This window comes from Acinetobacter sp. AOR43_HL, assembly GCF_027854635.1.
Taxonomy (GTDB): domain Bacteria; phylum Pseudomonadota; class Gammaproteobacteria; order Pseudomonadales; family Moraxellaceae; genus Acinetobacter; species Acinetobacter pittii.
This window is the reverse complement of the sequence record NZ_JAKTHX010000007.1, coordinates 228,768-242,881: the sequence shown is the minus strand read 5'-3', so window position 1 is coordinate 242,881 and position 14,114 is coordinate 228,768. Positions and strand designations below refer to the sequence as shown.

At 38.2% G+C, this 14,114-nt stretch carries 13 protein-coding genes; 6 read left to right on the top strand and 7 right to left on the bottom strand.

Annotated elements, in window-relative coordinates:
* Positions 1–36: 36 nt before the first annotated feature.
* The 5 genes from tsaE (at position 37) to MKL33_RS03640 (ending at position 5,009) form a co-directional block, all read left to right on the top strand.
* Positions 37–510 (top strand): tRNA (adenosine(37)-N6)-threonylcarbamoyltransferase complex ATPase subunit type 1 TsaE, encoded by a 474-nt coding sequence (gene tsaE / locus MKL33_RS03660; protein WP_005068599.1) that lies wholly within the window; start codon positions 37–39, stop codon positions 508–510.
* Positions 503–2,452 (top strand): DNA mismatch repair endonuclease MutL, encoded by a 1,950-nt coding sequence (gene mutL, locus MKL33_RS03655; protein ID WP_270906473.1) that lies wholly within the window; start codon positions 503–505, stop codon positions 2,450–2,452. The genes tsaE and mutL overlap by 8 nt, the downstream gene beginning before the upstream one ends.
* A gap of 6 nt (positions 2,453–2,458) precedes the next feature.
* A complete protein-coding gene (gene miaA, locus MKL33_RS03650) occupies positions 2,459–3,403 on the top strand; it encodes a tRNA (adenosine(37)-N6)-dimethylallyltransferase MiaA (RefSeq protein ID WP_014207098.1) in 945 nt (314 codons plus the stop codon).
* 93 nt (positions 3,404–3,496) lie between these two features.
* On the top strand, positions 3,497–4,009 hold the full coding sequence (gene hfq / locus MKL33_RS03645; RefSeq protein WP_068557462.1) for an RNA chaperone Hfq: 513 nt from the start codon (positions 3,497–3,499) through the stop codon (positions 4,007–4,009).
* A 142-nt stretch (positions 4,010–4,151) separates the two neighbouring features.
* Entirely contained in the window at positions 4,152–5,009 is an 858-nt protein-coding gene (locus tag MKL33_RS03640) for a DMT family transporter (RefSeq protein ID WP_017385411.1), read from the top strand.
* 39 nt (positions 5,010–5,048) lie between these two features.
* On the opposite strand, the gene nfsB is transcribed toward MKL33_RS03640, so the two are convergent.
* The 3 genes from nfsB to MKL33_RS03625 all read right to left on the bottom strand — a co-directional run bounded on the left by nfsB (position 5,049) and on the right by MKL33_RS03625 (position 7,101).
* Positions 5,049–5,702, bottom strand: a complete 654-nt coding sequence (gene nfsB / locus MKL33_RS03635) for an oxygen-insensitive NAD(P)H nitroreductase (RefSeq protein WP_182917939.1) — start codon at positions 5,700–5,702, stop codon at positions 5,049–5,051.
* Positions 5,703–5,856: 154 nt separating this feature from the next.
* A complete protein-coding gene (locus MKL33_RS03630; protein WP_270906472.1) occupies positions 5,857–6,576 on the bottom strand; it encodes a UDP-2,3-diacylglucosamine diphosphatase in 720 nt (239 codons plus the stop codon).
* Between the two features lie 15 nt (positions 6,577–6,591).
* Entirely contained in the window at positions 6,592–7,101 is a 510-nt protein-coding gene (locus tag MKL33_RS03625; protein WP_002122280.1) for a peptidylprolyl isomerase, read from the bottom strand.
* A 167-nt stretch (positions 7,102–7,268) separates the two neighbouring features.
* Between MKL33_RS03625 and MKL33_RS03620 the strand changes: the two genes are divergently transcribed.
* The gene (locus tag MKL33_RS03620; RefSeq protein WP_270906471.1) at positions 7,269–8,996 is read left to right on the top strand and encodes a glutamine--tRNA ligase/YqeY domain fusion protein; all 1,728 of its coding nucleotides are present in this window, start codon (positions 7,269–7,271) and stop codon (positions 8,994–8,996) included.
* A gap of 489 nt (positions 8,997–9,485) precedes the next feature.
* Here the strand turns inward: MKL33_RS03620 and MKL33_RS03615 are convergent, their stop codons facing one another.
* The 4 genes from MKL33_RS03615 to eat form a co-directional block, all read right to left on the bottom strand.
* On the bottom strand, positions 9,486–10,208 hold the full coding sequence (locus MKL33_RS03615; protein WP_270906470.1) for a glutamine amidotransferase: 723 nt from the start codon (positions 10,206–10,208) through the stop codon (positions 9,486–9,488).
* Positions 10,209–10,374: 166 nt separating this feature from the next.
* The gene (gene eutC / locus MKL33_RS03610) at positions 10,375–11,190 is read right to left on the bottom strand and encodes an ethanolamine ammonia-lyase subunit EutC (protein ID WP_270906469.1); all 816 of its coding nucleotides are present in this window, start codon (positions 11,188–11,190) and stop codon (positions 10,375–10,377) included.
* Positions 11,191–11,200: 10 nt separating this feature from the next.
* Entirely contained in the window at positions 11,201–12,586 is a 1,386-nt protein-coding gene (locus MKL33_RS03605; protein WP_005046422.1) for an ethanolamine ammonia-lyase subunit EutB, read from the bottom strand.
* Between the two features lie 14 nt (positions 12,587–12,600).
* Positions 12,601–14,037 carry an ethanolamine permease gene (gene eat, locus MKL33_RS03600; protein ID WP_270906468.1) on the bottom strand — a complete coding sequence of 479 codons (1,437 nt, stop codon included), beginning with the start codon at positions 14,035–14,037 and terminating at the stop codon, positions 12,601–12,603.
* Positions 14,038–14,114 lie beyond the last annotated feature (77 nt).

Genomic DNA, 14,114 nt, shown 5'->3' with positions numbered 1-14,114 from the left:
ATCATATCGATTATTTTGAATCATGTTATGTGTGCTATGTCGTATTCATTGAAATTGGTCTTAAATCATGAAGAAGATACTGAGCGTCTAGCTCGAGCTTTGGCGCAGCATGTTCAGTCGGGTGTAATTTATTTAATTGGGGACTTGGGCGCGGGTAAAACCACACTTACGCGCTATTTCTTACAGGCTTTGGGCCACAAAGGCTCTGTTAAAAGTCCAACTTATACGCTTGTTGAGCCGTATAAAATTAATGATAAAGAAATTTTTCATTTTGACTTATATCGTTTGAATGACCCCTACGAACTTGAATTAATGGGAATCCGTGACTATTTAGATATCACTGATGCATTATTTTTATTTGAATGGCCTTCTAAAGGTGGTGATGAAATTCCACAGGCGGATATCATCATTGACATTCAAAAGTCAGATGATGAGTTGACTCGTTTAGTAACGTTAACTTTACCAACAGAAAATTTATACCAGACTTTGCAGGAACAGCTTCATGACTGATGAAAAGCTAACACAACGTCGTATTCATACATTAGACGCAGCGTTAGCGAACCAGATTGCAGCAGGTGAGGTGATTGAGCGTCCTTCTTCTGTGGTCAAAGAATTATTAGAAAACTCAATTGATGCAGGTGCAACTGAGCTGATTGTACGGATTGCTCAAGGTGGTTCGACTTTAATCGAAATCATTGATAATGGGCATGGTATTCATCCGGATGATTTAGCCCTTGCTGTCATGCGTCATGCCACAAGTAAGATTAAAACTGCTGAAGATTTACATGCGATTGTGAGTTTGGGGTTCCGTGGGGAAGCTTTAGCTTCGATTGCTGCGGTTTCAAGATTGACTTTGACCAGTAGCCAAGATGAAAGTGGTATTGGTCATCAAGTTGAAGTAAATGGAACAGCATTTGATCATCAAGAGGTACAAGCTGTTGCAGCGCAAAAGGGTACCCATATTCGAGTTCAAGACTTATTTTTTAATGTTCCTGCGCGCCGTAAATTTTTAAAAAAACCAACTACAGAATTTGGTCATATTGAAGAGATTGTTCGTCGTTTGGCTCTAACACATTTCGATATACGTTTTGTGCTTGAACATAATGATAATATACGAATTAATTTACCTATAGCGGATAGCGGAGAGCTACGTTTTCAGCGAGTTCAGCAATTATTAGGCTCGCAATTTGTACAAAATGCATATTGGATTGACGCTGAAAGTATCAGTATGCGTTTATCAGGTTGGCTTGGTCATCCTTCAGATGCACGTGCACAGGCCGATATGCAATATGTCTATGTAAATGGTCGTATTGTCAAAGATAAAACGATTTCGCATGCGCTACGCATGGCCTATGACGGTATTTTACATGGTCATCAACATTCATCTTATTTACTTTTTTTAGAAGTTGACCCTGAAAATATTGATGTCAATGTCCATCCTACTAAACATGAGATTCGATTTTTAAATCAAAGAGAAGTGCATGAGTTTGTAAGACATTATACAAAAGAAACTCTCGCACAATTTCAGACAGCGAGTGCTGATCTAGCTCAAGCGATGAAAGCGGATGAAAGCTCAGATTATTCAGTACAACCTCAGCCCAAATATCAAGAACAATTTTCATTGCACCGTGCAAATGAAACTTTAAATTCAGACAGTGAAGCACGAACTCACCCTGCACCGACAGAATTATTAACTGATTTTAACGCTAGTCGTCCGCAAGCTATTCACTATGCAGATCAAACACCAAAATATAATGGTTCTGCTCAACTAAATAATGCTTTAAAAACTTATTTAGCCCCACTTCGCGACCAACCTACTAGTTTTTCGGTAAATGAGAATGTTGAGCCAGCTGCTAAAGTAGATGAATTTCCATTAGGTATCGCAATTGCTCAACTGCATGGAATTTATATTTTAGCGCAGAATACTGAAGGGCTTATTATTGTTGATATGCATGCGGCACATGAACGTATTTTATTACAGCAAATGAAAAATGCTTGGGATAAACCTGAATTTTGGACATCTCAGCAACTGCTTATACCTAAGGTGATTTCTATTAGCCGTATGCAAGCTGTTAGGGTCGAAGAACTAAAACCTCAGCTTGAGCGCTTAGGTTTGGAAATTGATTTATATGGTGATGAGCAAGTTATTGTTCGCGGTGTGCCAGCCATATTACAAAAAGCTGATTTTGAAAATCTTATTCCAGAGCTTTTAAATGATTTAGATCCAAATGATGAAGCACAAGGATTACTTCAAAAAAGAGATGAGTTGTTAGCGGGAATGGCATGTCATGGGGCAGTGCGCGCACATCGACAACTCAGCCTTTCAGAAATGAATGCTTTACTTCGTCAAATGGAACAAACCGAATTTGCGAGCCAATGTAACCATGGGCGGCCAACTTGGCGTGCATTTCCATTATCTCAACTAGATAAATTATTTGCTCGAGGAGAGTAGTTTTACATGTCAAATCAATTGCCCGTCATCAATTTAATGGGACCAACTGCGAGTGGGAAAACCGCTTTGGCATGTGAATTATACGAGCGTGGAAATTTTGAACTAATTTCTGTTGATTCCGCTCTTGTCTATAAAGATATGGATATTGGCACGGCTAAACCAACTCGTGAAGAGCAAGAACTCTATCCTCATCATCTTATTGATATTATTACTCCTCTTGAAGTTTACTCAGCTGCTCAGTTTGTTGATGATTCCTGCAAATTAATTGATGACATGCATTCACGTGGGAAAACTCCTATTTTAGTAGGAGGGACAATGTTGTACTTTAAGGCATTGTTAGAAGGATTATCTGGTAATTTACCAAGTGCTGATGCTGAAGTTCGGGCAACAATTGAACAAAAAGCGTTAAACGAAGGATGGCAAGCGGTTTATGATGAACTGGTTTCTGTAGATCCTGCTGCCGCTATAAAGTTTAATGTAACTGATAAGCAACGAATTATTCGGGCTCTGGAAGTTTATAAAATTACGGGTGAACCAATCACTAAATTGCAGGCAGAACAACCCAAAAACGTACCATATCGATACATATTTCATAACTACGCTTTACTTCCAGATCGGGTAGAATTACATCAACGCATTGAGCAAAGATTAAGCAAAATGTGGGATATCGGTTTTTTGAGTGAAGTTGAAGCTCTAATTGAAAAATACGATTTAGATGAAAATTTACCCTCAATGCGTTCGGTGGGTTATCGACAAGCACTAGAATTTCTATTAAAAAGTGACTTAAGTCTCAAAAGTAAACGTGAAATGGAGGATAAAGCTTTATTTGCAACACGACAACTTGCCAAACGTCAATATACGTGGTTACGTTCTTTGCAAGAAATACACGATTTTAAAACTTACTTGACGATAAAGCAGGCGAAAGAAGACTTGCGAAACTCTTATGGATAAAGCAAAATTTGCACACTGTCTTTTTATAATTTTTAGTTGAAAAATAAAGATAGTTTTTTTGCGCTGATTTAAAAATTTTTTTTGGAGTTAAAAATGTCTAAAGGTCAAACTTTACAAGATCCGTTCTTAAATTCTCTCCGTAAAGAACGTATCCCTGTTTCTATTTTCCTTGTGAACGGTATTAAATTACAGGGTCATATTGAATCTTTTGACCAATATGTTGTTCTATTAAAAAATACTGTAAGTCAAATGGTTTACAAGCACGCGATTTCAACTGTTGTTCCAGCACGTAATCCACGTCCAGCAGGCGCACAAGGTACAGGCTTCCCAGCACAAGGCGGCACTCAAGGCGGTTTTGGTGGTCAAGGTAGCGGCTTTGGCGGCGCTCAAGGTGGCTTCGGTGGCGCTCAAGGCGGCTTCGGTGGCGCTCAAGGTGGCTTCGGTGGTCAAGGTGGTTTCGGTGGTCAAGGCGGTGGCTTTGGTGGTCAAGGTGGCTTCGGTGGTCAAGGTGGCTTCGGCGGCCAAGGCGGCTTCGGCGGTCATCAAGGTGGTTTTGACAACGATTCTAAATTTGAAGATGGTCAAGACGACGAAAATAATCGTTAATTGAAATCTAAAAAAGAAGCCAGTCAGATAATGACTGGTTTTTTTATGTGTATTTAAAAGTTAATCCAAAGCATTTAAACGGTCATGGATAGCGATTTGGCCATGATGACTAATTTTATTTAAATAAATAGGGCTTTAATGAATGCTATTAATATTAGCTGCTGCTTTTAGCAGCGTCTTGGTATCTATCCTATTAAAAAATTTAAAGAGAAAAGGTTATCAACCACTACAAATGATTGCGTGGAACTATGCAAGCGCAAGTCTTCTTTGTTTTTGGTGGTTTCAGCCTGATATTCAACATGTTTCAATACAACATACTCCTTGGTGGTTAATCTTTGCTTTAGGAATAATTTTACCTAGTATTTTTTTATGTCTTGCTAAATCATTAGAGTATGCAGGAATTGTGAGAACCGAACTTGCACAGCGTCTTTCAGTTGTTCTTTCCTTACTTGCGGCATATTTCTTTTTTCATGAACAATTTAATACCTTAAAACTGTGGGGTGTAGGCCTAGGGATTTGTGCAGTCTTACTCGTATTATTTGGGCAAATCAATTCTTCAGCAAATCACCAATCTCGAAAAGCGATCTTTGCTCTTTTAAGTGTATGGTGTGGTTATGCTGCAGTAGATATTCTCTTGAAATATACAAGTAGTTTAGGTCTGCAGTTTACACTCACTTTAAATCTTATTTTTATTACTGCTTTTATATTGTCGATTTCATATTTATTGCTACAGAAGACTCAAAAGTGGCAGTTTAAAAGTACGATAGCTGGGTTAATATTAGGAATACTCAATTTTTCAAATATTGCTTTATATGTAAAAGCTCATATTCTTTTAAAAGATTCTCCTGCAATTGTTTTTGCGAGCATGAATATTCTTGTTGTGTTATTGGGAATTTTAAGCGGAGTGATTTTATATAAAGAAAAATTAAAATGGCCTACCATTTTGGGGATTCTTTTAGGAATAAGTGGAGTAGTTTGTTTAGCTAGCGCAATGGTTTGATAGTTCAAGAGAATAGAATCTCTTGAACTATAGAGATTTTTATAAATATGTGAAAATCACTTCATCTGGCAGACGTGATTTAGGAAGCTTAGCATTAAAGTCATTTTCACTGCGATAGCCTAAAGAAACGATTACAGAGCTTCGTAAACCTTTTTCAGTTAAACTGAGCTCGGTATTTAGAACTTCTTCATCAAATCCCCCCATCGGAGTTGCATCGATATCTTCCAAGCCAGCAGCAAACAATAACTGTCCTAAAGCAATGAATGTTTGATTTTCCATCCATCCAAATAAATTTTTCTGTTCATTTCTATAAAATTCGACATAACCATGGCGAGTGTCTTTTTGCCCTAATTTTGCTTTTTCATCTTTAAAACGGCCACTTAAATCATCTTGTTCAAGCAATTGATTTAAGTACTCAGATGAAATGTCTGTTTTTGTACAGAATACAAGTGTATGTGATGACTCAAGCACTTTGGGTGCATTGTAAGCATATTTACCTGTTAGTGCTTTTGCGATTCGTTCTTTAGCTGCAAGATTGTCTGCAACTACGAAATGCCAAGGCTGAATATTCACTGAGGAAGGGGTAAAACGTAAAATTTCTAATAATTTAGTGAGTTTTTCTTGAGGGATTTTCTTTTCAGGATCATATGCTTTTGTTGTGTAGCGACTTTTAACCGTATTTAATAAATCCATACTTTACTCCATATCAATCTTATTGCAATTGAGAGACTTTAATCTTTGCCATCATACGCTATTTTATTCAAAGATATTTGCTCTTTAATTTGATAAAAAATGTATTGCAGTAATATAGAAATTAAATATTTTTTTATAAATATATATTTCTAAATTAGTATGTCCAGTCAATTAACTTTAGCTGTGGAGCATTGTCAGTAGGATCAATTTCCAAAATCTGGGCTTGATGCTCTCTCCAATCGCCAAGTACGATGCGTTGCTTATGTTGTAATTTATGAATTGAAGGGCGGTGGGTATGACCATGAATAAGTGTATCTATATCTGCTAAAGCAGAAATAACAGCTTGTTCATTCACATCCATAATTTCATAGCTTTTTTGCTGTTTATCTGCGGAGCTTCTTTTTCGAAAGCCATTAACTAGTTTGCTGCGAAAACTCAGGGGTGTACGGCGTAAAAAAGCCACTAAAAGTGGATTTCGAATAATTTTTCTAAATCTTTGATAGGAAATGTCATCTGTACATAGTGCATCACCGTGTTCTAGGCGGTACTGATGTCCAGCAATATTAAGATAATAAATGTCAGGTAGTAATACACCGTTAAATTTATTGAGGAAAATCTGATTTAAAGCAAAATCACGGTTACCTACTTGGAAGTAAACCCGATTTCCTTTTTTGTTAAAGTCTTTTAATGCCTCAATAATTTCATCGAGCCATGGTGCTGAGTAATCATCGCCAATCCAAGCGTTAAACCAGTCACCTAAAATATAAAGCTGTGTTTGTTTATTTTGATAATGCACCAATAAATCTAAAAACCCTCGAACAAGTCGAGGGTGTTCAGGTGACAAGTGTAAATCTGAAATAAACAGATAAGTCACAGCTTATTCCTAAAATTATTCAGAAATAATTTTAGCAGATTCGATTACAACGTTTTCTAAAGGAACGTCAGCGTGGTAACCACGGTTACCTGTGCGAACACCTTTGATCGCTTCAACAACATCCATACCTTCAACAACTTTACCAAATACAGCATAACCCCAACCTTGAGCGGTTTTAGAGGTATGATTTAAGAAAGAGTTGTTTTTTACGTTAATGAAGAACTGTGCAGAAGCAGAGTGAGGTGCTTGAGTACGTGCCATAGCAATCGTACCAACATCATTGCTTAAACCATTGTCAGCTTCGTTTTCGATAGAATCACGAGTTGCTTTTTCTTTGAAGTTTTCATCCATCCCGCCACCTTGGATCATGAAACCATCAATGACACGGTGGAAAATAACGCCGTCATAAAAACCGTCACGTACATATTCTAAAAAGTTTGCTACTGTTTTTGGTGCTTTTTCAGTATTTAGTTCAAGAACAATACGACCTTTATTGGTGTTTAATTCGACTTGAGGAAAACTCATTACATTAATCTCCTAAACATGGGCTTATGACCATGGGTTTTTGGTTGAGAGAAGCATAAGCAAACTGTAAACTACAAGGCAAGTAAAAAACGTTAAAATCTTTGTGAAAAATGAAGATAGCGTTTAAATTTTTCGAAATTTATCTACAAAGAAGTGATTGATACACTATGAAGCCTAATGATGTTGTCTCGAACCTGCCAAATAACCCGACACCGAATACTCATGCCTCTGTCGATTCTGCGCAGCAAGAACAACAGGCTGGCTTAGATTTTGTTCGCCAAGTCATTACTGATGATTTAGCAACGGGACGTGCAAAGCAGATCGTAACGCGTTTTCCACCAGAACCAAATGGCTATTTACATATTGGCCATGTAAAAGCGATTTGCTTGAACTTTGGTGTGGCTGAAGAGTTTGATGGTTTGTGTAATTTGCGTTTTGACGATACAAACCCTGATGCTGAAGAACAAGAGTATGTTGATGGTATTGCTAACGATGTGAAATGGCTTGGTTTTAACTGGAATGGTGAACCACGCTATGCATCAGGTTATTTTGATCAATTATATGCATGGGCAGTTCAACTTATTGAACAAGGCGATGCATATGTAGATTTACAATCTCCAGAAGAAATTAAGTTAAACCGCGGTAGCTTTGTTGAGCCAGGTAAAAACTCTCCATACCGTGATGCATCTATTGAAGAGAATCTTGCTCGCTTTGAAAAAATGCGTAGCGGTGAGTTTAAAGAGGGTGAAGCGGTTTTACGTGCCAAGATTGATATGGCAAGTACAAATGTACATATGCGTGATCCAATTTTATATCGCGTATTGCATTCAGAGCATCACCAAACTGGCGATAAATGGAAAATCTATCCAATGTATGACTATGCTCATCCATTGTCTGATGCCATTGAAGGAATTACCCATTCGCTTTGTACATTAGAGTTCCAAGATCACCGTCCGTTTTATGACTGGATTGTTGAAAAAGTAAAATCTAAAGCTGTTCCGCATCAGTACGAATCTTCACGTTTAAACGTGGATTACACTATTACTTCAAAACGTAAATTACGTAAATTGGTGGAAGGTGCATATGTAAATGGTTGGGATGACCCACGTATGCCAACCGTAGTCGGTATGCGCCGTCGTGGTTTTACTCCTGAAGGCTTACGTGATTTTTGTAAGCGTGTAGGCGTGTCAAAAACTGACGGTATTGTTGATGTTGCAATGCTTGAGTTCTGTATTCGTCAATCTTTAGAAAATACTGCTGCGCGTGGTATGGCTGTTTTAAGTCCACTTAAAGTGACTTTAACTAATTTACCTGAAGATATGGATCTTACGCATGCTCGCCATCCTAATGTTGATATGGGTGATCGTGTGATTCCTTTAACCAAGGAAATCTATATTGATCGTAAAGATTTTGAAGAAGTACCGCCAAAAGGCTTTAAACGTTTAATTCCTGACGGTGAAGTGCGTTTACGCCATGCTTACGTGATTAAATGTGATGAAGTCATTAAAGATGCAAATGGTGAAGTGATTGAACTGAAATGTTCAATTGACCCTGAAACTCTAGGAAAGAATCCGGAAGGCCGTAAAGTTAAAGGCGTGATTCACTGGGTATCTGCGACTAAAGGGATTCCTGCTGAAGTGCGTATTTACGATCGTTTGTTTACTGAAGCCGCACCTGATGCAGATGATGACTTCTTGGCAAATCTTAATCCTGAATCATTGAAAGTGGTACAAGCTGTCATTGAGCCAGCTTTGGCACAAGCGAATCCTGAAGATCGTTTCCAATTTGAGCGTGAAGGCTATTTTGTTGCTGATCAACATGATCATTCACCAGAGAAACCAGTTTTCAACCGTATTCTTGATTTGAAAGATAGTTTCAAGCCTGAGAAAAAGTAAGAGATTGATTATCTCTTACTTTTTCGCAAGACGAACAACATGTTGTGAGTAAACAGCCGAGATTGATTATCTCTTACTTTTTCTCAAGACGAGCAACACGTTGTGAGTAAATAGAAAATATTAAAAAAGCCCAACTATAAGGTTGGGCTTTTTTTCGGAGGTCTTCTCATCATAATATTCTTTTTCTTTATGATTTCGCTTCCTTGGCAAACAAGCTTAGGTAGGACTAATCACATAAAAATAAAGAACTAATAATAGAAGAAGCATAGTTGAAAGCATTAAATAAGTATTAACCGTATTAAAGCTTTTAATAAACTTCCAGATATCCATAGTAAATCAGCGTATATTTTATGTTACAAATTAATAATACACTGAAATTTTTCTGAAATGTTTCTAAAAATAAAATATAAAGTTTTTTTGTTTAAAAAATAATCATAAAATACCAAGTGTTAAAAAATAATAATCATGAAACATTAGAAACCACTTCATTTAGGTACTATAACCAATTCTTTTTAAGTATTTTTGAATTACTTCAAAAGCAGCATGTTCGAGGTTTTGAGCATATTTTTTATTTTCTTCACGAAGTGTCTGAATCGAAATATTGGCATTACGAAGTTCGCATGTATGGCCAATTAACCATTTCTCAAAATTTTCTTCTGTTGTTTCAATATGAAACTGCAACGCGAGAATATTATTTCCAACTTCAAATGCTTGATTGGTATAAATCTCTGAACTAGCTAATAACACCGCGTTTTCAGGGAGGTCGAAAGTGTCACCATGCCAATGTAGAACATGGACATTATTAAGCAAAGCAGATAATACCTGATTAGGACGTAAACTTAAGCTCAATGGACCCCAGCCAATTTCTTTTTGATGTCCTGCATATACTTTTGCACCAAGCGCATGAGCAATAAGCTGTGCACCCAAACAAATACCAAGTGTAGGTTTATCTGCTGCTAAACGTTGTTTGAGTAAAGCAATTTCATCTTTTAAAAATGGATAATCTTCAGTTTCATAAACCCCGATTGGACCACCTAAAATAATAGTTAATCCATCGTGTGCAAAAGCAGCAGTTAAATCATCTACACCTGCTTCAAAATAACGGACGCGAAATCCGAGTTGATAAAAGACATCTTCTAATGAACCTAAGTCTTCGAAAGCAAGATGCTGAATGGCATAAATAGTTTTAGGGAAGGCGTTTGTTGTGTTCATACAAATGATTCATAGAAGATCAATAGGTGGAGTATAGCGATAAATATAAAGAAGAAAATATCTGTATAAATCGTCAATACCTGAAAATTGATATTTTTCGTTAAGATAATATTGTTATGCAAAGGATTATCTATTTTCCAATAAATCTCTTTGCATATTCCATTGCTTAAAATAATAGCTTTTGAGTTTCTTCAAAATCTATATTTGAAAGTTGATGTTCATCTTTTAGATTAACTCCTGAGAAACCAAGTTGTTTGGATTTTTTCATTAAAGCGATTAAACGTTGTACTGCAACTGGAATACTTAAACCTGTTGAGCGAACATTAGAAATACAATTACGTTTGGCATCGAGGCAGCCTGAATATGCATTCCATGTGTAGTAAATTCCCATACTGTCAGGAGAGCTTAAACCAGGGCGCTCACCGATGAGCATCACAAGCATGGATGCTTTAAATATTTCTGCGACTTCATCACCTAATGCAACCCGACTGCCTGTCGCAATTGCAATTGGTGCAAGGCTCCAGTTTTCTTGCTGAATTTGTTCATTCAGCATTGTAATGAATGAGATAGCATTCGCTTCAATCGCTCTTGCAGAGAGGCCATCACCAACTACAATACAAACATCATACTGTTGCGTGTTTTCTGCATACTTCTTAATTAAGACTTCTTTTGATAGGTTTGAAAGCTGACGACCTAAATCTGGACGTTTAAGATAAATTTCTTTATTAGGTGCATTACTTTGGACATGAAGACTTTGCAGCTGTTTTTGCGTTAATTGCTCAGATAAATATGAAACATTCATGTCTTGATAAACCGCATCTTTTGCTTGTGCATGCGACAACTGAAATTCAAGTAAGGCTCGTGTTGGGATACTACAACCCGCACGCCCCAGAGCAATACGGGCATCGGTAAACTGTTTAAGTTTTTCCCACTGATCTTGATGGGTAGAAGATGGATATTGAATATCAGGGTTCAGTTTCATGGTGTTCTCCCTAGTTCATGAGCAGACGAGAGAATTGGTCAGGCATGTGGTCTGCCCAACAGATTTGAGAGTTTTGTTGTTTAAAAATACCTTGCTGTTCAAGCCATGCTGAAAACTCAGGAGCGGGTTTTAAACCGAGGAGTTGTCTTAAATAGAGGGCATCATGGAATGAAGTGGTTTGATAGTTGAGCATGACATCGTCTGAACCCGGAATCCCCATAATAAAGTTAATACCCGCGGCGCCAAATAGAGTAAGAAGAACATCCATATCATTTTGGTCGGCATCGGCATGGTTGGTATAACAAATGTCGCAGCCCATTGGCACGCCAAGCAACTTACCGCAGAAGTGATCTTCTAGTCCCGCACGTATAATTTGTTTACCGTTAAAAAGGTATTCAGGACCAATAAAGCCAACGACTGTATTCACTAAAAGCGGATTATATTTACGGGCGACTGCATAAGCGCGAGTTTCTAATGTTTGTTGGTCCACTCCGTGATGTGCATTGCTGGATAACGCACTGCCTTGACCCGTTTCAAAGTACATGACGTTTTGTCCAATGGTTCCGCGCTTGAGTGCAAGTGTGGCTTCATATCCTTCTTGTAGTAAATCGAGTGAAATTCCAAATCCTTCGTTTGCTAGCTGGGTACCAGCGATTGATTGAAACATTAAATCAATCGGCACATTTTTTTCAGCCAGTTGAATACCTGAGCTGATATGAGTGAGTACACAAGATTGTGTCGGAATTTGATATTCCTGAATGACATGATCAAGTAATTTTAGTAGCTCTGACAAATTATGAAGATTATCTGTGGCGGGGTTAATGCCAATTACGGCATCGCCATTGCCATACATTAAACCATCTAAAATACTCGCAGAAATACCGAGCACATCATCGGTCGGGTGATTGGGTTGTAAACGGGTAGAAAGATGACCTTTTAAACCGATTGTGTTGCGAAATTGGGTGACCACTTCGCATTTGCTGGCGACATAAATCAAATCTTGATTGCGCATAATTTTGCTGACTGCAGCTACCATTTCTGGAGTTAAACCTGATGCTAAGGCTTTTAAACTTTGAGCAGTGGCTTCTTCTCCAAGTAACCAATTTCGAAAATCACCTACTGTAAAGTGTGAAATAGGGGCAAAGGCTGCCAGATCATGTTCATCAATAATTAGTCTTGTAATTTCATCAGTTTCGTAATCGACCACAACCTCATTCAAAAAAGTTTTAAGTGGTACATCGGCCAAAGTCATTTGTGCCGCAACATGTTCGGTTGCATCTCTGGCCGCTACACCTGCTAATTCATCACCTGAACGTAACGGCGTTGCTTTTGCCATCAAGGTCTTCAAGTCAGCAAAGTGATACTGTTGATTGGCGACAATATTGCGATAACTCATAGTTGAATCCTTTTTTATAGTTCTTGTTCTGCGGCTTTAATATTTGCAAACTCTTCTTCTGGTGTGCCTTTCACTAAATGATAACGGCTATAGAATAAAAAGTAAGCAATAAATACGACATAAATAGCGGCAGCAATAAACCAAACTTTTGGATTAACAACAAAGCCCGCAACTACAGCAGCGACTGCTAGAACTAAGGCAATACTTGAAGTAACGATTCCTCCAGGAGTTTTATAAGGACGAGGCATGTCGGGTTTAGATAGGCGTAGTTTGATGTGGGATAAAAGAATCAACACATAAGAAATGGTTGCACCAAAAACCGCGATTAAAATCAGTGAATCACCTTCTTTGGTGAGTGAAAGCAAGAACCCGATAATACCTGGAATAATAATTGCGAGATAAGGGGCTTTATTTTTATTGGTTAAAGAGAGTGAAGTAGGTAAGTAACCAGCACGAGAGAGTGCAAAAATTTGACGCGAATAGGCATAGATAATTGAAAAGAAACTCGCGATTAAACCTGCTAAACCAACAAAGTTAACAAAAGTCGCAAGCCAAGTATTGGTGCCATACACTTTAACCAGAGCATCGACGAGGGGAGCGCCAGAGTTTTGTAAAGTACTTGCACCCGCTGCACCTGCACCTAAGAATAAAATGAGCATGGCAAAGGCCGTTAAGATGAGCATTGCTCCGATTAAACCGCGTGGCAGGGATTTGGCTGGATCTTTTGCTTCTTCGGCTGCTAATGGCACACCTTCAACTGCAAGGAAAAACCAGATTGCAAAGGGAACTGCGGCCCAGATGCCTAAATAGCCATGAGGTAGAAAATGACTTGCACCAACACCTGTACCAACTGGAATATCAAATAAATTTTGTGCTTTAAAGTGTGGAATCATTGCCCCAATAAACACGACAAGGGCAACAGCAGCGACAAGCGTAATTGCGAACATGATTTTTAAGGCTTCGCCAGCACCTTTCAGATGTATACCCATAAAAATGGCATAACAAGCGAGGTAAATCATCCAGCCATTAATGCCAAATAAAGATTCGCAATAACCACCAATAAATACGGCAATCGCCGCTGGTGCAATTGCGTATTCAATTAAAATGGCAGTTCCTGTTAAATAGCCCCCAAAAGGGCCAAAGGCAGCACGTGCAAAACTATAACCGCCACCTGCTGTCGGCATCATGGTGGACATTTCCGACATAGAAAGACACAGACATAAATACATGATTGCAGCGAGGGCAGTGGCAATAAACATCCCGCCCCAACCACCTTGAGCAATACCAAAGTTCCAGCCAGCAAAATCACCTGATATCACATAAGCTACGCCTAAACCAATCAGAAGTAACCAACCAACGGTACCTTGTTTAAGTTGACGCTGAGCAAAATATTCTGCTGACGAGACTTCTGTCTTTGAGGAAATAACGGAAGCTGTTTCTGGTTGATTCATACAATACTCCTGCGAGTTAGTTTGTATGAATTAATGCAAAAGCAATGCCTAAATAAATTGCTTTAAATATTAGGTGA